General features: G+C 47.8%; 12 protein-coding genes, 2 tRNA genes and 3 rRNA genes. 12 read left to right on the forward strand and 5 right to left on the reverse strand.

What is annotated here, in order from left to right:
- Window positions 1–4 precede the first annotated feature (4 nt).
- From GJU87_RS00805 to GJU87_RS00830, 6 genes are all read left to right on the forward strand, one after another.
- Window positions 5–727 carry an ABC transporter permease gene (locus GJU87_RS00805; RefSeq protein ID WP_153637781.1) on the forward strand — a complete coding sequence of 241 codons (723 nt, stop codon included), beginning with the start codon at window positions 5–7 and terminating at the stop codon, window positions 725–727.
- Window positions 728–737: 10 nt separating this feature from the next.
- Entirely contained in the window at window positions 738–2252 is a 1515-nt protein-coding gene (locus GJU87_RS00810) for a Gldg family protein (RefSeq protein WP_153637782.1), read from the forward strand.
- Window positions 2245–3168 (forward strand): DUF4340 domain-containing protein, encoded by a 924-nt coding sequence (locus GJU87_RS00815; protein WP_153637783.1) that lies wholly within the window; start codon window positions 2245–2247, stop codon window positions 3166–3168. Before GJU87_RS00810 ends, GJU87_RS00815 begins: the two co-directional genes overlap by 8 nt.
- Before the next feature lie 126 nt (window positions 3169–3294).
- Entirely contained in the window at window positions 3295–4182 is an 888-nt protein-coding gene (locus GJU87_RS00820; RefSeq protein WP_153637784.1) for a Nif3-like dinuclear metal center hexameric protein, read from the forward strand.
- 15 nt (window positions 4183–4197) lie between these two features.
- Window positions 4198–4878, forward strand: coding sequence for an HAD family phosphatase (locus GJU87_RS00825; RefSeq protein ID WP_153637785.1), 681 nt, complete (start codon window positions 4198–4200; stop codon window positions 4876–4878).
- A complete protein-coding gene (locus tag GJU87_RS00830; protein WP_153637786.1) occupies window positions 4875–5399 on the forward strand; it encodes a DUF6155 family protein in 525 nt (174 codons plus the stop codon). Before GJU87_RS00825 ends, GJU87_RS00830 begins: the two co-directional genes overlap by 4 nt.
- Before the next feature lie 446 nt (window positions 5400–5845).
- Here the strand turns inward: GJU87_RS00830 and GJU87_RS00835 are convergent, their stop codons facing one another.
- Window positions 5846–6592: a DUF6261 family protein gene (locus GJU87_RS00835; protein WP_153637787.1), complete on the reverse strand. Its 747-nt coding sequence runs from the start codon at window positions 6590–6592 to the stop codon at window positions 5846–5848.
- Window positions 6593–6660: 68 nt separating this feature from the next.
- On the opposite strand from GJU87_RS00835, the gene GJU87_RS00840 reads away from it, so the two are divergent.
- Entirely contained in the window at window positions 6661–6891 is a 231-nt protein-coding gene (locus GJU87_RS00840; protein ID WP_153637788.1) for a hypothetical protein, read from the forward strand.
- A 742-nt stretch (window positions 6892–7633) separates the two neighbouring features.
- Here GJU87_RS00840 and GJU87_RS00845 read toward each other — a convergent pair.
- Genes GJU87_RS00845 through GJU87_RS00860 form a run of 4 tightly spaced genes read right to left on the reverse strand, consistent with a single transcriptional unit; the run spans window position 7634 to window position 13897 of the window.
- On the reverse strand, window positions 7634–9022 hold the full coding sequence (locus GJU87_RS00845) for an efflux transporter outer membrane subunit (RefSeq protein WP_153637789.1): 1389 nt from the start codon (window positions 9020–9022) through the stop codon (window positions 7634–7636).
- 26 nt (window positions 9023–9048) lie between these two features.
- Window positions 9049–12198, reverse strand: a complete 3150-nt coding sequence (locus GJU87_RS00850; RefSeq protein ID WP_153637790.1) for an efflux RND transporter permease subunit — start codon at window positions 12196–12198, stop codon at window positions 9049–9051.
- 14 nt (window positions 12199–12212) lie between these two features.
- Window positions 12213–13406, reverse strand: a complete 1194-nt coding sequence (locus tag GJU87_RS00855) for an efflux RND transporter periplasmic adaptor subunit (protein ID WP_153637791.1) — start codon at window positions 13404–13406, stop codon at window positions 12213–12215.
- Window positions 13407–13447: 41 nt separating this feature from the next.
- Complete coding sequence (locus GJU87_RS00860) at window positions 13448–13897, reverse strand: MarR family winged helix-turn-helix transcriptional regulator (RefSeq protein WP_153637792.1); 450 nt, start codon at window positions 13895–13897, stop codon at window positions 13448–13450.
- A 1216-nt stretch (window positions 13898–15113) separates the two neighbouring features.
- Here GJU87_RS00860 and GJU87_RS00865 point away from each other — a divergent pair.
- The 5 genes from GJU87_RS00865 to rrf all read left to right on the forward strand — a co-directional run bounded on the left by GJU87_RS00865 (window position 15114) and on the right by rrf (window position 20485).
- A 16S ribosomal RNA gene (locus GJU87_RS00865) occupies window positions 15114–16633 on the forward strand.
- 229 nt (window positions 16634–16862) lie between these two features.
- A tRNA-Ile gene (locus GJU87_RS00870) sits at window positions 16863–16936 on the forward strand.
- A gap of 124 nt (window positions 16937–17060) precedes the next feature.
- Window positions 17061–17134, forward strand: a tRNA-Ala gene (locus GJU87_RS00875).
- Between the two features lie 198 nt (window positions 17135–17332).
- Window positions 17333–20219: ribosomal RNA gene (locus tag GJU87_RS00880) — 23S ribosomal RNA — on the forward strand.
- 155 nt (window positions 20220–20374) lie between these two features.
- Window positions 20375–20485: ribosomal RNA gene (gene rrf / locus GJU87_RS00885) — 5S ribosomal RNA — on the forward strand.
- Together the 16S, 23S and 5S rRNA genes with 2 tRNA genes alongside form the textbook arrangement of a ribosomal RNA operon.
- The last annotated feature ends 495 nt before the right edge of the window (window positions 20486–20980 follow it).

The following is a 20980-nucleotide window of genomic DNA, read 5'->3' on the forward strand; positions in this document are numbered from 1 at the left end:
TACAATGAGTAAAACATGGACCATTGTCAGGAGAGAGCTACAGTCGTTTTTTGATTCCCTTACGGCTTACATTATGCTGGTGGCATTCCTCGGATTCAGCGGATTCTTTACCTGGATTTCAGGGAATGACATCTTTTTTGTTGGACAGGCCAGTCTGCAATCGTTCTTCAGCATTGCTTACTGGACGCTTTTTCTGTTTATTCCGGCACTTACTATGAGGCAACTGGCCGAGGAGAATAAAACCGGTACCCTGGAGATGTTGTTGACGAAACCCATTTCCGATTGGCAGATTGTTTTTGGAAAATTCCTTTCCACTCTCATATTGATTGTCATCGCTCTGTTTCTAACCTTCCCGTATTATTTCACCGTATGGAGTTTAGGGCCTATCGATCACGGAGCGGTCATTCTGGGATATGTTGGATTGATTTTGATGAGTTCGGCCTACATTAGCATCGGCTTGTTTGCCAGTAGCGTAACGAACAACCAGATTGTTGCTTTTCTGCTGGCGCTGATTATCGGTATTTTCTTTCACGTCATATTCGGAGTTCTCTCTTCATCGCTTACCGGTGCTGCGGGCTCGGTGTTCGATTATCTCAGTATGTCGACTCATTTTAGTGCCATCTCCCGCGGTGTAATCGATTCGAGAGACATCATCTATTTCCTTTCCATTGTCGTTATGGGGCTGATGGGCTCCGAGGCATCTTTGGCAAAGCGTAATCTGAATTGAAAAGCGTATCATGAAGAGCAAAAAACTACTATTACCATATTTTCTTCTGTTGGGTGGTGTGCTGATTCTTTTGAATGTTTTAGCCAACCGTTTTTTCTTTCGGATTGACTTTACCGACGATCAGCGCTACACATTGAGTGATGCCACGCACCAAATCATTAACCACCTTGATGATCCGGTTACGGTTACGGCTTATTTTTCGCAGGATTTACCACCGGATGTCAGTCGTGTGCGGAACGACTTTAAAAACCTTCTTCAGGAATTCCATAGTGTTTCGCACGGAAAAGTGAATTATGAATTTGTTGCTCCAAACGAAAATTCCAATACAGAGCAACAAGCAGTCGATGCGGGTATTCAACCGGTGGTTATCAATGTGCGGGAAAAAGATCAGGCCGTTCAGAAGAAGGCATACCTCGGGGCTGTGATTCATTACGAAGACAAAACTCAGGTGATACCATTTTTGCAGCCGGGCTCCGGAATGGAGTATGCTTTGGCATCGGCTATTCGTAAACTTACCGTGAAGAATAAACCGGAGATTGGTTTGATTCAGGGTAACGGCGAACCGGCCAAATACGAATTCCCGCAGGTAATGCAGGAACTGAATGTGCTGTATAATGTCCGGAATGTGACCTTGAATGATTCAGTTTACCTCGGAAAATATAAAACATTGATTCTGGATGGCCCGAAGGACAGTATTCCTCCGGAGCAACTGAAACTGTTGAATAATTACCTGGCGCAGGGAGGAAACCTGTTGGTTGCTTTTGACCGGGTAGATGGCCAGTTGGAACGTTCGAGAGGCGTGGCAATTAATACCGGACTGGAGACCTGGCTGGCGAATAAAGGCATTCAGGTGGAATCCAGTTTTGTGACGGATGCCAGTTGTTCAACGATTTCGCTTCGTCAGCAATCGGGGTTGTTTAGTTTCTCCACACAGTTGCAGTTCCCTTATTTGCCAATCATCACCACCTTTGCGAATCATCCGGTAACGAAAGGGTTGGAAGCAGTGTCTCTGCAATTCGCCAGTCCGATGAAATATACCGGCGATTCAACTTTGACGTTTATTCCCCTGGCAAAAACATCCCGGATGTCGGGCAAGCAACACACGCCGGTTTATTTCGATATAGAACATCACTGGACCAATAAAGATTTTCCATTGTCCAACGAAATAGTAGCCGGTTTACTCGAGGGGAAAATTGCTGGTCCGGCGAATGCCCGAATGATTGTCATTACGGACGGCGATTTTGCAGTGAATGGTTCAGGACAGTCGGCCCGACAGCTGCCGGGTGATAACATCAACTTCTTTGTGAATGCTGTCGATTGGCTTTCGGATGATACCGGTTTGATTGATTTGCGTACCAAAGGAATTTCATCGCGGCCATTGGCGAAGATTCAGGATGGCAAGAAATCCTTCCTGAAATACTTCAACTTCCTGTTGCCCATTTTGCTCATCATTATTTACGGTGTATTCCGCGCACAGCGGAAGCGGTGGATTCGTATCAAAAGAATGGAGGACGACTATGTTTAGGAGAATCGGAATACGCTCATTGGCCGTAGCGTTTGCCGTGCTTTTGGTGGCAGTTGTGCTGGTGAAAATAGACGATAGCCGGAAAGGCGACCAGACCTTCAACAGCCAGCTTACCAGTTTTTCGACTACGAAAGTGACAGCAATAGAACTAACGCCGAAACAGGGAGCTGAAAAAATGCTGCGCTTCGAAAAGCATAATAACCACTGGAATATTGTAATTGGCGGGAAGATTCTGAGCGCTGACAATAATGTCGTTGTCCGGATGCTGTCAGCCATTAGCGATTTAAAAGCAAGAAGTTTGGTTTCTTCATCCGAGAAGAAATTTGATGACTTCGGTGTCGCAGATTCGTCGGGAACGCACGTTGTAGTTTATGAAGGGAAAGAAAAACTGGCTGACCTGGTTTTGGGTAAATTCACCTATTCGAAACCTCATAATCTGACCACGTATGTCCGGTTGATGCCCGGAAACGATGTGTTTGCAGTGGAAGGTTATTTGCCAATGCTTTTCAACCGGAAGGTGGACGAATATCGCGATCATCGCATTGTGCACATGGTTACCAGCGACATCACGAAGCTGGCTTTCTCGTATGCCACTGGTAAATCGTTTACGCTGGTGAATGAGGATGGAAAATGGAAGGTGAACGGCGTCACTGCCGACTCTGCCAAGGTTGCAGGGTACTTGCAAAAGCTGGGCAATTTGAAGGGAACCGCTTTCGCGGAAAAAAATGAAGTGAATTCAGCGCCGGTAGCAACGCTCGATATCACCCGGAAGGATGAAGAGCCTATTGTTACGGTTACTGCATATCAGGATGGACAAGAGCAGTTGGTGAAGTCATCTCAAAATCCATCGGCCGTTTTTAACGACCCGAAAGCGTACAAGACCGTTTTTGTTCCGAAGAATTATTTTAAACCTTAATATATTTTTATTGATTGAACCTTTATACACTTTAATGCAAGGGAAGAGAGAGTTTAACCGCTCTCTTTTCTTTTTCCCGGAAACGGTTTTTACTAACTTGCTGACGAAAACTTACCTGCCTTGGCTATGAAAAGATTATTTCCATTTTCGCTTTTATTGCTTGTGATGGCCGTTGGGATCGTTCCGGCAAAAGCATCGGAAGTTTCCGGTAAGGATGATTCCGTGACATGTCGCGACGTGGTAGAGCAAATCAAACAGCATGTTACCTGTCCGTGGAATGAAGGAAAGACCGTCGACACTTTTAAAGCCGGCAATCCAGACGAAAAGGTGACTGGTATTGTATCGACCATGTTTGCCACGATGGATGTGTTACGTGAGGCGGTGAAGCAAAACTGCAATTTCATTATTTCCCACGAACCACTCTTCTATAATCACCTCGATGAAACCGATTTCCAGAAAGATGATCCGGTTTATCTCGAAAAGCTGAAATACATCAACGATCATCACCTGGTGGTTTGGCGTTTTCACGATCACTGGCACCGCACCAGCCCCGATGGAATTTATGTGGGAATGGTACGAAAACTTGGATGGGCCAAATACCGGAAAGGAGACAGTTATATGGTTTTCGAATTTCCGGAAACAACACTGAAGGATTTGGCTGAGCAGCTGAAACAAAAATTCCCGCAGGGAGTTATTCGTGTTGTGGGAGATCCCGGGATGAAACTTACCGGGGTTGGGGTGTTAGTCGGAGCTCCCGGTGCAGACCGGCAACGACAATTACTTAATCGCGACGATGTGCAAGTGGTAATTAGCGGAGAAGCGCGGGAGTGGGAAACGCCCGAATATGCGCTCGATGCAACGCAGCAGGGAAGAAGCAAAGCTTTCATCATGATGGGACATGTGCTTTCCGAACAGGCGGGAATGGATTATTGTGCCGAGTGGCTTGGTGGTTTTATTTCGGGACTTCCCATTAAGTTTATACCGAATAAACAACCTTACTGGACCCCTCAATAATTTTACAGAGATAGGATGGCAGAGCAATTGGCGGTGATATTTGACATGGATGGCGTGCTGGTCGACAGCGAGCCGTGGCACTATAAAGTAGAAGAGTTGATTTATGCCGAATTGGGCATCGAGGTGCCGGATAAAGTGCATCAACTCTACCTGGGCACGGCAGCCGATTTGATGTGGTCGGACCTGAAGCAGCGTTATGGCCTGAAACAATCGCTGGAAGAGTTGGTGCGGTACGATGAGGAATTTCGGGTGGGCTTTTTCAAAGACCTTGGGAATTTGCAGCCCAACCCGGGTGTAAAGAAATTGCTGTCGGGATTGAGCGATGCCAACATTCCGATGGCCGTGGCCACTTCCTCGGTTCCCGGCATTGTCGACATTATCCTGGAACAGTGTGGAATCCGTTCCTACTTCGATGCGGTAGTTACCACGGTGCAGGCTGGGAAGAGTAAACCGGCGCCGGATGTTTATCTTTATGCCGCGAAAAAATTAGAGCATGAACCGGCCAATTGTCTGGTCTTCGAAGATTCGATGAATGGCATTCGTGCAGCCGTTGATGCCGGAATGACTTGCATCGCTTTTCGGCCCGAAGGAGCTGTGCAGCATGATATTTCTGCCGCTCATCATTTTATTACCGATTTCTTCCACGTTTCTCCGGAAACCATCCGCCGGTGGATGACCGATAAACAATTTTCATGAGTAAACGCGAATTAAAACAATACCTGAAAGAACTGACCAAGGAACAGCTCGAAGAGCAAATCCTCGATTTATATGGACGTTTCAAAGAGGTGAAAACCTTTTACGATTTTGCTTTCAATCCGCAGGAAGACAAAATGCTGGAGGAAGCGAAATGGCAAATCTCCAAAGAATATTTCCCGGTTAACCGGAGAAAACCGAAGATGCGGCGTTCGGTGGCGCAGAAGCATATCCGGAATTTCATCCGGTTGGGAGTTGATGCGCCCGTGGTTGCCGACCTGATGCTGTACAACGTAGAAGTGGCTCAGACATTTTGTGGTGAGCGTCCCGTTACCCAGGAGGCGTTTTATCGCGCGATGCTCAAAGCTTTCGAAGAGGCATTGCAGTTTATCGAAGAGCATGGACTCATCCCTCAGTTGGCGCAACGCATCCATCGTATCGTCGATGAAGCCGTTGAGCAACGCTGGATGAATCGTGCTGCGTTTGAGAAGACGGCGGCATTATATACAATGCACAATGGGTAATGAAAAATGGACAATTTGGGTTGACAGCCCGAAGTTATTCATGAACGAATTGCTGAGCCAATTGGTGGTCTTTTTTTAATATCAGCAATTTTGATTAACTCGTCTTTACGTCCCGAAGGGGCAGGTTAATTCAGCCCAACGGCAACGCCTTGGGAAAACAGAATCACACCAATCTCATTGATCGCCCTGAAAGGGCAGATTAACCATTCCGGAAATATTCATAATCAATTGTTCGATTTCATTGCGGTCGAAACAACATTCCCGTTTCAATCATGAGCACCGCGCGACCTCAAATCTAATATGACGCCTCCAAAACCCAAGGTGTTGCCACCGGGCTGAATTAAGTCGGACTTTCAGCCCGAAAAATTATTCGTTCTAAAAAAGAGGCGCGATATCCGCACCTCTTTTGTCCCTTTTCAATCCCCGCAATCAACGGGAATCATTCCTCATTCTGTCCCGGTTGCGTCTTCGGTGGTCTCTTCTTCTTTTGTTTTGCGGCCGTTTAATGCTGCGTAAGTTTTGCGCAGTTCGTTCATCTGCCCAAACAAAGTGACAACGGCATCGGTCGGCGCATAATTCACCTGCAGCTCCATAGCCGTGCAAAAATGGTTGTAGCGCTGGATGGCTGCCCGCTTAAAACTGCTGGCCGAAGGTTCTTCACTGGCCTCCTCGCTGTTGCGGGCCTGGTAGAGGGTGTTGAACTCAACATTTGCCGTTTCCAGACCAGTCAGCATGTCGGCTATGCCAATGGCAGCAGCATCGGCTTTGAGGCCTTCATCACCCTTGTATTTCTGCAGCATTTCCGAAAATATCCCCGTTTCGGTGTTCATGGCCCGTTTTTCCACCTTCCAGTAAGGTTTAAAAAATCGCTTCAGATTTTCGGCAGCCGCCTTCTTCACGGCGTCCCGTCCTTTCAGGTTGGTAGTGATGTTCCGTTTGATTTCGGCAAACCGATCGTCCCGGTCTGTGTCCAGCTCTGCCAGCGAACGGCTTTTCTGGTTTTGACCCGACTTGTTCATTTGTGCGCCCATCGCCTGGTTATCACTTTCGAGTTGGGCCAGTACGGCTGCCGGGATGCCACCCAATGGTTCGACAACGGGCCTGGCGTAATCGATGGTTGATTTGTTGAGCGAAAAGAGGTCGTTAATCCTCATGCCGCTAACATGCAACGTTACAAATTCGTGTACTTCCATAAATTTCCGTTTAGGTTAGTAATTGATTTTAGATGGTTTGAAATAATTGACGTTTCATTCGTTCGAAAATGGCGTTTCTTCCGGTGGCAGATGGTTCGCGACACGAAGCGGGACACTTCTGCAGACGGAAGATGATTGCCGACACGATGCGGGGAGCTTCTGCGAACGGAAGATTGTTCCCGACAACCGGCGAGAGGTTTCTGCGAACCGCAGATGGTCTTTTCTTCGATGCGGGAATGATCTGCGAACCGCAGATGGCTGCCGACGCAAATCGGGAAGCTTCTGCGAATGGCAGATAGCCGCCGACGCAGTTCCGGAAGCAGAATCAGGTTGCTGAATGCCCTGTAATAACTGGCTTTTTAGCGATTTTTATTCTGAAAGGGCCGATTCAGCGTGGATTAGCTTTTCCAAAGCTTCAAACTTTGGAAAAAGTTGACTGTAAATGAACGCAGGTACGGTTCATCTCTCCCACATCTCTTCACAAATTATCATCCGGCTAAAAAATCTGTCTGTCTAAAAAACCGTATCCTGAATATAATTTGAAAATTTTTATTCGCCCGTTTTTTTTGATGAACGTGCCAAATTTTTTGATGAATGCATGAATCTGGTATGCGAATGGAAATTTGCGAGAATCTGCTTTTCACGTCCCGAAGGGACAGATTACTTTAGCCCATGGCAACGCCTTGGGAAAAATAAACCACGCCAAACCAATTTATCGCCCTGAAAGGGCGGATTAACAAAATCAGAAATATTTCCAATCAATTGCCGGTTCCATTGCGGTCGAAACAACATCCTTGTTTCAATCCAAATCATCACACGACCGAAAAATCTAACATAACGTCTCGAAAACCCGGGGCGTTGCCACCGGGCTGAATTAAACTGGGCTTTCAGCCCGCAAATGATTTTCACGCAAGATTATAGCGTTTAAGGATGTCATCCCTTCAAGGGATGACATCCTTACCGGCCCGCCAGGTTAATAGCATCAAAAAAAGGACAATGCCAACGCACTGTCCTTTTTTATTTTGATGAATACTTAATTCATTATTTCCAGCCGCCGCCTAATGCGCGGTAAAGCGAGATAACGGCATAGAGTTGTTGCAGATGGTCGTTAACATCGCTGAGCTGAGCTGACAACAGGCTTTGCTGTGCATTCAGCACTTCGGTGTACGTAGCCGAACCGTAGTTCAATAACTGTTCGGTGTACGAAACCGATTTCTGCAATGCTTCGAGCTGACGCTGGCGCAACACAATTTTCTGTCCCGAAGTCTGGTATGAGAAAAGTGCGTTGTTCACTTCCTGTCCGGCATTCAGCAGGGTATTCCGCAAGTTAAGCAATGCTTCGGCCCGCTGAGCTTTGGCTACTTTCAGGCGGGTGACGTTGGCTCTTTTGTTGAACAGCGGCTCGGTGAGTCCTCCCACCACGTTGGCGGCAAAGGAGGCCGGGTCAAGCAGCTTGTCAAGCGCAGTAGCAGCAAAGCCGGTTGATGCCGTCAATGTCAACGACGGGTAGAAATAGGCCCGTGCGTTGTTGGTCATCTCGTAAGCGCTCATCACGTTATACTCGGCCTGCATCACGTCGGGACGATTGTCGAGCAACTGCGAAGGAACGCCGGTCCACATCATCGGTTTGTTTGGCAATGCCAGCAATGAGTCGCGTTGGATCGTTCCGGGCGTTCGTCCCAACAGCATACACATGGCATTTTCGGTTTCCCTGATTTGTTGCTTCAAGTCGGGAATGGTGACTTCGGCAGCGTAACGGGCTGCTTCGCTCTGCACAATCGCAGCGCCGGTAACAACGCCACTTTCCTTCAGTGCCTTCATTGTTTCTACCAGGTCCTTGTTGTTTTTCACCGTTTGACGGGTAATCGCCAACTTGGCATCGAGAGAAACCAGGTTGTAGTAGGCATTGGCAATGTTGGCAATCAAACGGGTCTGCACGGCTTTTCTTCCGGCATCGCTTGCCAGCAGATCGGCGTAAGCTGCCCGTTTCGAACTGCGGAGTTTTCCCCAAATGTCGACTTCCCAACTGGCTTCGGCGCCAAGCTGATAGTAATTTACATCGTATGGACCTGTCGGGTAGATGGACTTGGGCTGCCGGGTGTAATTGTCACTGGCTTTCGCCGAAACAGAAGGGAAGAGGGAAGCCTTGCTTTGTGAAAAGTAAGCTTCGGCTTCGTTCATTTTCTGAATCGCAATCTGCAAATCCGGGTTATTCGTCAGCCCTTCCTGAATGTAATTCTGCAACAGCGTATCGGTAAACAGCTCCTGCCAGGGCGTATCGGCCATGGTCACCGAATCGGTCGGTTCAATGCCGAAAATTCCCTTCGTGTCTACACTGTCCCGGTTGAAATGCCGCGACGTGTTACATGACGCCAACAGAACCGCGAGGCCGATAGTCAGTAATATGATTTTATATGATGATTTTCTCATTTCGTTATTTTGTTTTCAGGCATTGATTATTCGAGGCTGTTGAGGCCTGATATTTCACCCTTTTCCGGTTTTTTAATTTTCTCCTGGAGTGTTTGGAAGATGACATACATGGCTGGAATGACCAGGATACCAATGAATGTTCCTACCAGCATACCTCCAATAGCTCCTACACCAATCGAGCGGTTTCCGTTGGCTCCAACTCCACCTCCAACGATAAGCGGCATCAAACCGAAGATCAAGGCGAAGGAAGTCATCAGAATCGGTCGGAGACGGGCCGTTGCTCCATCAATTGCCGATTGCAAAATCGTTTCTCCGCGGTGTCGCCGTTGCAGGGCGAACTCCACAATCAGAATGGCGTTCTTGGCCAGCAATCCAATCAGCATGATGAGTGATATCTGCAGGTAGATGTTGTTATTCACTCCCATAATGCGGGCAAATATGAACGCTCCGGCTACCCCAATCGGTAATGAAAGCAGAATGGATAGCGGTGTGATGAAACTTTCGTACTGTGCTGCCAGCAGGAAGTAAACGAAGATGACACTTAACAGGAAGATCAAAATTGATTGGTTTCCTGATGCAATTTCTTCCCGGGTCAATCCTGAGAATTCATAGCTGTATCCCGGAGGCAACGTTTTTGCTGCTACCTGTTTCACTGCTTCAATGGCATCTCCCGAACTGTATCCAAACTGCGGAGCACTATTGACCGCAATGGATGTGTACATGTTAAACCGGTTGATGTTCTCCGGACCATACACCCGTTTCAGAGAAATAAACTCGGTAATGGGAGCCATCTCACCCGAACCGGTCCTGACGTACATGTTATTCAGGTCATCGGGATTTCCGCGATACTTCGGACTGGCTTGAACCATGATACGGTACTGTTTCCCGAACCGGTTAAAATCCGATGCGTAAAATCCGCCAATGTATCCCTGCAATGCTGCCAGTATGGTACTGACATCGATGCCGGATTGTTTGGCCCGAACCGCATTGACATCGACCTGGTACTGCGGAAAATTCATATTAAACGAGGTCATCGCGTATTGAATCTCCGGGCGCTGGTTCAGTGCTCCCAGGAAACGCTGCGAAACCTGTTCAAACTTATTGATATCACCACCGGTCCGGTCTTCGAGCTGGAATTCGACTCCTCCCGAAATACTAAATCCGGGTACCATCGGTGGCGTGAAAATGATAATCTGGGCATCTTTAATCTGCGAGGTGGCTCCGTAAAGCCTTCCAATCACACTGTTCACATCGTGCCCTTTCCCTTTTCGTTCGTCAAAAGGTTTCAGGTCGCAGAATATCATACCGTATGAACTTCCCTGACCACTAATGAGTGAACGTCCGACCACCATGGCCCGTCCGTTGATTTCCGGAGTATGAGCCAGAATAGCGTCGACTTTCTCCATCACTTTCTTGGTTTCTTCCAGCGAAGTAGCAGGTGGAAGGCTCACGTTGAGCATCATGATACCCACATCTTCCTTGGGAACAAATCCGGTAGGCGTTGTTCTTAACAGGAAGTACAAACCAATCGTGAATACCAGAATAATCGAAGCCGGAATCCATTTGCGGCGCAGGAAATAGTTGGTCACTCGCTGGTACTTGTTCGTCATCACATCGAAAGATGTGTTGAAGGCACCGTAAAAACGCTGCATGAAACCTTTCTTGTGTTTCGCATTCTCATCTTCCGGTTTCAGGAATACAGCACAAAGGGCGGGGCTCAAGGTCAAGGCATTCACGGCCGACAGAACAATCGCAACAGCCAACGTAATTCCGAATTGCTTATAGAAAACTCCTGTTGTTCCTTTGATAAAAGTAACCGGGATAAATACGGCGGCCATCACCAGCGTAATGGAGATAATAGCTGTGGATATTTCGCTCATGGCAGAAATCGCTGCTTCCTGCGAATTCTTCGCTCCTTGCTCAAGTTTGGCGTGAACCGCCTCCACAATCACGATGGCGTCATCCACCACAATTCCAATGGCCAGTACCAAAGCAAACAGGGTTAGCAGGTTGATAGTGAAACCAAACAAGCTGAGGAAGAAAAAGGTACCGATAATGGCTACCGGAACCGCTATCGCAGGGATAAGTGTCGCCCTGAAATTCTGCAGGAAAACAAACACCACGATAAATACCAGGATGAAAGCTTCCAGCAAGGTGTGCAGCACTTTGCTGATAGAATTATCCAGGAATCGGTTAGCATCAATAATGATGTGGTATTTCACTCCTTCGGGGAAGTTCTTCGATGCTTCCTGCAATACCTTTTTCGCATTGATAATGGTTTCACGGGCGTTGGAACCGGGTGACTGGAAAATCGCCATGGCGATTCCCGGTTTATTCATCACCGTAGTGGTTGTTGAGTAGTTCAACGCTCCCAATTCCACTTTGGCCACGTCTTTCAGACGAAGTACATTTCCATCTTTATCGGCTTTGATGACGATATTCTCAAATTGCGATGCTTTGCTGAATTTTCCTTTGTATTTCAGGACGTATTCAAACGATTGACCGTTTTCCTCACCGAATCTGCCAGGCGCAGCTTCCAGACTTTGCTGGTTCAGGGCAGCGATTACATCCGAAGGCATCAAATCGTATGCTTTCATTACATCCGGCTTCAGCCAAATTCGCATGGAGTAATCTTTCGAACTGAAAACAAGTGCTTCACCTACTCCGTTAACACGCTGTATCTGCGGAAGCACGTTGATTTTGCTGTAGTTCTGCAGAAAGGTCTCGTCGTATTTACTGTCATCGCTGTAAAGCGAAAAGACCATTAGCATGCTGTTTTGTCGCTTTGCTGTAATCACACCGGCTCGTGTAACTTCCGAAGGCAGCAGACTGGTAGCCCTTGCCACACGGTTCTGCACGTTGATGGCGGCCAAATCGGGATCGACTCCCTGTTTGAAATAAACCTGGATCGTTGCTGAACCGTTGTTGCTGGCGGTTGAGGTCATGTAGGTCATGTTCTCAACCCCGTTGATTTGTTCCTCCAGCGGAGTGATAACGCTTTTCAATACCGTTTCGGCATCGGCACCGGTGTAGTGCGCGGATACCTGGACGGTGGGCGGAGCAATGTCAGGATATTGTTCAATGGGAAGACTGAACATACTCAGTACTCCCAGTATGACAATTATGATGGATATGACCGATGACAGGACCGGTCTTTCAATGAATCTCTTGAACATAGTTTGTTAAGCATTTATTTATTAACCTGTTCGGCCGATGATTGAGCTTGTTTGTTGTCGGAGCCGCTATCGGTTACTAATTTCGGTTTAATGGGCATGTTGTTCCGCAATGAGGCAATTCCCTCGACCACAACTTCATCACCGGGTTTCAATCCACTGGTGACCACATAATTGGTTTTCAGGTTACCAACCAGCACATCAATTTCAGTGGGATGCACCTTGTTATCCTTGCCTACAGTATAAATGAAATGTTTGCCCTGCAGTTCGTAGGTGGCATTTTGCGGAACGATAATCACCGAATCAACATGCTGCGGGATGCGCACCAAGCCGCTTCCGCCACTGCGGAGAATTCCTTCCTTGTTCGGAAATGTCGCCCTGATGTTCACGGCACCGGTCTGCGGGTCGACCAAACCACTGGCTGTTTGTATCCGACCCTTTTCTTTGTATACCGAATTGTCAGCCAAAATCAGGGAAACATCTGGCAGATGACTCAATTTTTCCTGCATGTTTTGCCCTTTCAAGCCTTTCACCATCGTGAGAAACTCTTTCTCGTTCATCGAGAAATAAGCATACATCTCCGTTGTGTTCGAGATAGTGGTGAGCGGTTGGCTGATAGTACTGCTGACCAAACTTCCGACACGATAAGGGAAATTCCCGATAAATCCGTCCGTCGGACTGGTGATGGTAGCATATTGAAGATTTGCCTGTGCATTGGCCAGGTTGGCTTTCGCCTGAGCCAATTGCGCCTCTTTTGCCTTTAATGTCGACTCGGATGACTCCAGGTCGAATTTGCTGACGATGCCTTTTTCAACCAATGGTTTGGTTTTATCCAGGTTAATCTTCGCAGCAACAATATCGGCTTCGGCCATTTTTACCTGAGCCTGTGCCGAGCGAACGGTTGCCCTGATGTCGTTGTCGTTGATACGGAAAAGAACTTGTCCCTTTTTGACAAAAGAGCCTTCATCTACCAGGATGTTCTGAATGTATCCGGCGATTTTCGGGCGAATTTCAACCGTTTGAATTCCTTGTAAATTAGTGGGATATTCCTCGTAAAGAGTGGTTGATTGCGGTTCAACTTTCATCACCTTGTATTCTCCGACTCGACCGGCCATTCCCGCTTGCCCTCTCTTTTGTGAGTTTGAGCATGAGATGGTGGTTGCCAGTATCGCAATGAAACTGAGAATTTTGAATAGGTTATTTTTTTTCATTTTACTTTTTTGAGTTGTCTGTTGTTTTTGGAATATGACGATTAGCATTGGCAATTGCTGTCATTCGGTTCACTGTTTTCCTGTATTTTCTCCAGTACATGTCTGAAGACGGATAGCTCATCCTTGCTGATTCCCAGAAGAAGTTCGTCAAGTACGTTCTGTACAAGATTTTGGGCTTGTTCCAACGTTTTGAATCCTTCGTCGGTTAGAATCAACGTTTTCTTACGTTTGTCCTGTTCATTTTGGGTTCTTTTTATATAGTTTTTGTCGATTAATACATTGATTTGTCGGAGTATAATAGATTTGTCTTTGTGCATTTGGTTGGCCAGGTCCTGTTGTGTGAATTCTTTCCCTGAATTCAGTGAACTCAGAATGGCAAACTGTTCAAATGTGATATCAACATCTTTTTTCTTAAACCTGGCAAACAACTTGTTTTTATAAAGCCGTGCGACTTGTCCAAGCAGTTGACAGATGGGTTTTTCTGTTTTCATAAAATTCCGACTGAATTGATATGCAAAAATACATCGAAGTAGTTGACGACATCAACTAAATAATGTTATCTGTATATTAAATGAAGATACTTTTGTCTTAAATTAGTGTCTGAAAAAGAGATACCACATGTTGATGTTGCATTTTGTGCAGGTGATTACACGTTTCAAAATTCCATGTTCCGGGTTGTGCTTTGCTGTTGTTCCTATCGTCAAAAACGTTTCTGTTGTTGGTCAGGCTGAAGGCCTGAAAGCCCGCAGCCCGGGGTAAGGAATCACGATGTAGTCGTGATGACGCCACCCCGGGTTAGGATACCCGCGAGAGCGGGAGGCGCACCTTCCGGCCATTATAATAGAAACAACGTTGTTGCGCCGCACATGTGGACGGTGCCCGGGTCCGGGTGCATTGCTCCTGTAATTTCGCCCAAAACTTTCCCGCCGTTTCAATCTACGCCACCCGGGCTTTGGAAATACGGTCCTCCAGGCCTGCTATGAAAGCTCCCCGGAACTTTTAATTCAACATTTATAATTCATCATTCAATTTTTTTTTAAAGCCCCGAAGCGTCATTCCACTTTTCATCATCATTCAAAATTGCTGTCTCCCCATTGCCTTGTCTCCCCGTCTCCCCGTCTCCTTTTCGCCCACTCACCATGTTTCTCCTCCTGTGATTGCTGTCTGTGATCTTTTTTTGAAATAAGTTAGTTCAGCTACTCAGTCACTTGCGATTTTATGTCAAAAAAGAAGGAAAAAAGGTTTGGAGAGAAAAGAAAAAATACGCTTTCTTTGCATCCGCTTTCCGAAAGGGGAGCAGCGTTCAGTGGGAGGTTGAAAAGGGAAGAGAAGAGGCCGGAGTCGTTCGGTTTTTACCCGTAGAAATCACCCCGCAAATTTTTTTGAAGAAGTATTTGGAAAGTCGGGATAAAAGGTTTTATCTTTGCCGCCACGTTTTTGAAAAACGGGCGTTGATTTCCGGTACTGAGCCTTTAGAAAAAAGGCAAAAAAAGATTTGGAGATAACGCGAAAAGATTTCTATCTTTGCAACGCTTTTTTCGGCCCGTCCGACGGCAACTGAGGGTTGGGCAGAAGGGGCAGGAGTCAAGAAGAAGACAAGTTCATTGAAAATATTGAAAAGGAAAGAAGATAAGCACCAGAAGTTCAATTTTCTTTTAGAGGAAAAACTGATCGTGCCAGGCAAATAGACATTTAAACTTTTTGATTACAACGAAGAGTTTGATCCTGGCTCAGGATGAACGCTAGCGGGAGGCTTAACACATGCAAGTCGAACGGTAAGGCCCCTTCGGGGGTACACGAGTGGCGCACGGGTGAGTAACGCGTATGCAACCTGCCCTGTACAGGGGGATAGCCCGGAGAAATCCGGATTAATACCCCATAGTTTCAGAGTTTCGCATGGGACTCTGAATAAAGTTTCGGCGGTACAGGATGGGCATGCGTGGCATTAGCTTGTTGGTAAGGTAACGGCTTACCAAGGCGACGATGCCTAGGGGTTCTGAGAGGATGATCCCCCACACTGGGACTGAGACACGGCCCAGACTCCTACGGGAGGCAGCAGTGAGGAATATTGGTCAATGGGCGAGAGCCTGAACCAGCCATCCCGCGTGCAGGATGACGGCCCTACGGGTTGTAAACTGCTTTTCTGCAAGAAGAATGGTCATTACGAGTAGTGATTTGACGGTATTGCAGGAATAAGCATCGGCTAACTCCGTGCCAGCAGCCGCGGTAATACGGAGGATGCAAGCGTTATCCGGATTCATTGGGTTTAAAGGGTGCGTAGGCGGCTATATAAGTCAGTGGTGAAATGCTGCAGCTCAACTGTAGAACTGCCATTGAAACTGTATAGCTTGAGTGCGCCTGAGGTAGGCGGAATGAGTAGTGTAGCGGTGAAATGCTTAGATATTACTCAGAACACCGATTGCGAAGGCAGCTTACTAAAGCGTAACTGACGCTGATGCACGAAAGCGTGGGGAGCGAACAGGATTAGATACCCTGGTAGTCCACGCCGTAAACGATGATAACTCGCTGTTGGCGATACACAGTCAGCGGCTAAGCGAAAGCATTAAGTTATCCACCTGGGGAGTACGATCGCAAGGTTGAAACTCAAAGGAATTGACGGGGGCCCGCACAAGCGGAGGAACATGTGGTTTAATTCGATGATACGCGAGGAACCTTACCTGGGCTTAAATGTAGAATGACCGTTGCCGAAAGGTGACTTCCCTTCGGGGCGTTTTACAAGGTGCTGCATGGTTGTCGTCAGCTCGTGCCGTGAGGTGTCGGGTTAAGTCCCATAACGAGCGCAACCCTTATCGTCAGTTGCTAGCAGGTCAAGCTGAGGACTCTGGCGAGACTGCCACCGTAAGGTGAGAGGAAGGTGGGGATGACGTCAAATCAGCACGGCCCTTATGTCCAGGGCTACACACGTGTTACAATGGTCGGTACAAAGGGCAGCTACCTGGTAACAGGATGCTAATCCCAAAAGCCGGTCTCAGTTCGGATTGGAGTCTGCAACCCGACTCCATGAAGCTGGATTCGCTAGTAATCGCGCATCAGCCATGGCGCGGTGAATACGTTCCCGGGCCTTGTACACACCGCCCGTCAAACCATGGAAGTTGGGGGTACCTGAAGTCTGCAACCGCAAGGAGCGGCCTAGGGTAAAACCAATGACTGGGGTTAAGTCGTAACAAGGTAGCCGTACCGGAAGGTGTGGCTGGAACACCTCCTTTCTGGAGCCGACACGATAGGTTTCTGAGAGGAAATTAGAGCAGAGGATGCTTACTTCTTCCTTTTTAAAAGATACTGTAAAACACAAGAGCAATTGAAAATTGAGAATTGAAGTTGAGAATTCAATGCAAAGCGGTTCTCACTATTCAATGCACGGGTCTGAGAGAAGCAGATGCAGAGCAGGAAACGGACATTATCAATTATCCATTTTCAATTCTCAATTCTGCAGACAGTCCCGTAGCTCAGCTGGTTAGAGCGCTACACTGATAATGTAGAGGTCCCCAGTTCAAGTCTGGGCGGGACTACTAAAGCAATGAATAATGAACAATTAGTAATGAGTCAGATTGTTTATTAGGCAAAGCGGAAGTAACCGCAAATTGGTAATTAGTAATTATTCATTACACATTATTGATTACCCATTGCACAGACGGGGGATTAGCTCAGTTGGCTAGAGCGCTTGATTTGCATTCAAGAGGTCATCGGTTCGACTCCGATATTCTCCACGAGGGTGTAAACACCAGGAAAAGTTCATAAAGAAACGTATTGGAACACGAAGGATTAGGCTGGCGCCTGAAAGAGGAAAGGGTTCGATTCCCTGTAATCCACATATCCTGAAAGGGATGAAGTTCATTGACATGCTGGAAGAAAAACAACAGAGTTACAAGAGAAACGCCGAAGGATAAAACCTTCGAACAAGGCGAGAGAAAGTACGAAAGGGCGTACGGGGGATGCCTTGGCTCTCAGAGGCGACGAAGGACGTGATAAGCTGCGAAAAGTCGCGGGGAGGTGCAAATAACCGTTAATCCGCGAATATCCGAATGGGGCAACCCACCATGCATAAGCATGGTATCCTGTTATGCAGGAAGCTAACCCGGAGAACTGAAACATCTAAGTACCCGGAGGAAAAGAAAACAAAAGTGATTCCCCCAGTAGTGGCGATCGAACGGGGAATAGCCCAAACCGGAAGTGTTTCGGCACTTTCGGGGTTGTAGGACTGCGATATACAAAGTAAGACGAAACGGAAGTGTTCTGGAAAGTCACACCAAAGGAGGTGAAAGTCCTGTACGTGTAAGGCTTGCGGAGTTAGCAGTATCCTGAGTAGGGCGGGACACGCGAAATCCTGTCTGAATCTGCCAGGACCATCTGGTAAGGCTAAATACTACTGAGAGACCGATAGTGAACCAGTACCGTGAGGGAAAGGTGAAAAGCACCCCGAACAGGGGAGTGAAAAAGTACCTGAAACCGTACGCCTACAAGCGGTCGGAGCCCTTTAGGGGGTGACGGCGTGCCTTTTGCATAATGAGCCTACGAGTTACTCCTCACTGGCAAGGTTAAGTGGTTCAGCCACGGAGCCGAAGCGAAAGCGAGTCTGAACAGGGCGGTATAGTCAGTGGGGGTAGACGCGAAACCATGTGATCTACCCATGACCAGGTTGAAGTCCCGGTAACACGGGATGGAGGACCGAACCAGGGGACGTTGAAAAGTCCTTGGATGAGTTGTGGGTAGGGGTGAAAGGCCAATCAAACTTGGAAATAGCTCGTACTCCCCGAAATGCATTTAGGTGCAGCCTTGGTTATGAGTCTTGCAGAGGTAGAGCTACTGATTGGATGCGAGGGCTTCACCGCCTATCAACTCCAGACAAACTCCGAATGCTGCAAGATGCTCACCAGGAGTGAGGGCGCGGGTGCTAAGGTCCGTGTCCGAGAGGGAAAGAACCCGGACCATCAGCTAAGGTCCCCAAGTGTATGTTAAGTTGAACAAACGAGGTCTGATTGCTTAGACAGCTAGGATGTTGGCTTGGAAGCAGCCATTCATTTAAAGAGTGCGTAACAGCTCACTAGTCGAGCGGTCGGGCGTGGATAATAATCGGGCATTAAACATACCACCGAAGCTATGGATTGTAAATTTATTTACAGTGGTAGGGGAGCATTCCGGTCGGCGCTGAAGGTGTACTGCGAGGTATGCTGGAGCGTCCGGAAAAGCAAATGTAGGCATAAGTAACGATAAGGCAGGTGAGAAACCTGCCCGCCGATAGACTAAGGTTTCCTGATCAACGCTAATCGGATCAGGGTTAGTCGGGACCTAAGGCGAAGCCGAACGGCGAAGTCGATGGCGAATCGGTTAATATTCCGATACTTCTCTAGACTGCGATGGGGTGACGAAGTGATGAAAGACCCGCGTACTGACGGAATAGTACGTTGAAGGGCGTAGCCGTTGAACTGCGTAGGCAAATCCGCGCGGTGAGGTGAACCCCGACAGTACCGAGAGCCTTCGGGCAATCGGATAGTGGTCCTAAGGGCTTCCGAGAAAAACCTCTAAGCTACAGGTGTAGAGAACCCGTACCGTAAACCGACACAGGTAGTCAAGGAGAGAATCCTGAGGCGCTCGAGTGATTCGTGGCTAAGGAACTAGGCAAAATGGCCCCGTAACTTCGGGAGAAGGGGCGCTGGCGCGAGCCAGCCGCAGTGAAAAGACCCAGGCGACTGTTTATCAAAAACACAGGGCTATGCTAAATCGCAAGATGATGTATATGGCCTGACACCTGCCCGGTGCCGGAAGGTTAAGAGGGGATGTTATACTTTCGGGTAGAAGCATTGAATCGAAGCCCCGGTAAACGGCGGCCGTAACTATAACGGTCCTAAGGTAGCGAAATTCCTTGTCGGGTAAGTTCCGACCTGCACGAATGGTGCAACGATCTGGGTACTGTCTCGGCCACGAGCTCGGTGAAATTGTAGTAGCGGTGAAGATGCCGCTTACCCGCAACGGGACGGAAAGACCCCGTGAACCTTTACTGCAACTTCACATTGGTTCTGGGTAAGTGATGTGTAGGATAGGACGGAGACATTGAAGCGGGTTCGCCAGGATTCGTGGAGTCATCCTTGAAATACGTCCCTTTGCTTGCCTGGGGCCTAATCCCAGAAATGGGAGACAGTGTGTGGTGGGTAGTTTGACTGGGGTGGTCGCCTCCAAAAGAGTAACGGAGGCTTCTAAAGGTGCGCTCATGGCGATTGGTAACCGCCAGCAGAGCATAATGGTATAAGCGCGCTTGACTGTGAGACCTACAAGTCGATCAGGTAGGAAACTAGAGCATAGTGATCCGGTGGTTCCGTATGGAAGGGCCATCGCTCAAAGGATAAAAGGTACTCCGGGGATAACAGGCTGATCGCTCCCAAGAGCTCATATCGACGGAGCGGTTTGGCACCTCGATGTCGGCTCGTCACATCCTGGGGCTGGAGAAGGTCCCAAGGGTTGGGCTGTTCGCCCATTAAAGTGGCACGCGAGCTGGGTTCAGAACGTCGTGAGACAGTTCGGTCCCTATCTGTTGTGGGCGTAGGAGACTTGAGAGAGCCTGACGTTAGTACGAGAGGACCGCGTTGGACATACCTCTGGTTTACCAGTTGTTCCGCCAGGAGCACCGCTGGGTAGCCATGTGTGGAAGAGATAAGCGCTGAAAGCATCTAAGCGCGAAGCTCGCCTCAAGATGAGGTCTCCTTAGAGGGTCGTTGGAGACTACGACGTAGATAGGTCGCAGGTGTAAAGACGGTGACGTCAAAGCCGAGCGATACTAATTGCCCGAAACTTTCCTTGCCGGTTTTATAAATTGGTGTTTTTGTTGTAATGAAATTGTTTTCTTCCAGGGTTCATGTCAGTCAAAAGAAGCAAGATGTCAGAAAAGAGACATCAGACAGAGACTTCTGTATGACTATAAGATATTGTATAGCTGAAAAGCAAAGCTGAAAACTTTAGGTGGCTACAGCGACGGGGTTCCACCTCTTCCCATTCCGAACAGAGAAGTTAAGCCCGTCAGCGCCGATGGTACTGCAGAGATGTGGGAGAGTAGGTCGCCGCTTATTTTACTTAAAGCCCGGTTCCTTTATTGGAGTCGGGCTTTTTTATATCCGAAAGGCAATAGACTTCAGATATTAGACACCAGATAAGAGACAAAAGACACCGGTCTTGATATTTAAGATATTGTACGCTCTGAAGGGATTGATTAGTGAGTTCCGGTCCGACCGGGAATGGACAGGAGTGTTGTGTGTGAAGGTAGCCAAACGGCTGCCTTTTTTTGTGAAAAGACGCCAGATGTCAGAGCAGAAACTTTAGACATTTTCTCCTCTATCTATCCCATATCGGTTGTATACCCCCTTGAAACCGGTATTTTGTATTGCGTTCCGCGGAAGCGACTGAAAATGCATTGACTTCCAGTTGCTTTCCTGGTCATTCTCTACTGCTCCTGTACTCATGTTTGGGAGCTTCGCCGGTGTAGAATGAAAACAAACTAATTCCTAACTCTTTTCTGGTTAGTGAACTACATTGTCAGAGCGCAGATTGTAGGAGTTTTGTAAAAT

The organism is Prolixibacter sp. NT017 (assembly GCF_009617875.1).
Classification (GTDB): domain Bacteria; phylum Bacteroidota; class Bacteroidia; order Bacteroidales; family Prolixibacteraceae; genus Prolixibacter.

Excerpts from the sequence above, each read along its gene's own strand:
- GJU87_RS00805 (WP_153637781.1), top strand. The coding sequence starts at position 5 with ATGAGTAAAACATGGACCATTGTCAGGAGAGAGCTACAGTCGTTTTTT.
- GJU87_RS00810 (WP_153637782.1), top strand. The coding sequence starts at position 738 with ATGAAGAGCAAAAAACTACTATTACCATATTTTCTTCTGTTGGGTGGT.
- GJU87_RS00815 (WP_153637783.1), top strand. The coding sequence starts at position 2,245 with ATGTTTAGGAGAATCGGAATACGCTCATTGGCCGTAGCGTTTGCCGTG.
- GJU87_RS00820 (WP_153637784.1), top strand. The coding sequence starts at position 3,295 with ATGAAAAGATTATTTCCATTTTCGCTTTTATTGCTTGTGATGGCCGTT.
- GJU87_RS00825 (WP_153637785.1), top strand. The coding sequence starts at position 4,198 with ATGGCAGAGCAATTGGCGGTGATATTTGACATGGATGGCGTGCTGGTC.
- GJU87_RS00830 (WP_153637786.1), top strand. The coding sequence starts at position 4,875 with ATGAGTAAACGCGAATTAAAACAATACCTGAAAGAACTGACCAAGGAA.
- GJU87_RS00835 (WP_153637787.1), bottom strand. The coding sequence starts at position 6,592 with ATGGAAGTACACGAATTTGTAACGTTGCATGTTAGCGGCATGAGGATT.
- GJU87_RS00840 (WP_153637788.1), top strand. The coding sequence starts at position 6,661 with ATGGCGTTTCTTCCGGTGGCAGATGGTTCGCGACACGAAGCGGGACAC.
- GJU87_RS00845 (WP_153637789.1), bottom strand. The coding sequence starts at position 9,022 with ATGAGAAAATCATCATATAAAATCATATTACTGACTATCGGCCTCGCG.
- GJU87_RS00850 (WP_153637790.1), bottom strand. The coding sequence starts at position 12,198 with ATGTTCAAGAGATTCATTGAAAGACCGGTCCTGTCATCGGTCATATCC.
- GJU87_RS00855 (WP_153637791.1), bottom strand. The coding sequence starts at position 13,406 with ATGAAAAAAAATAACCTATTCAAAATTCTCAGTTTCATTGCGATACTG.
- GJU87_RS00860 (WP_153637792.1), bottom strand. The coding sequence starts at position 13,897 with ATGAAAACAGAAAAACCCATCTGTCAACTGCTTGGACAAGTCGCACGG.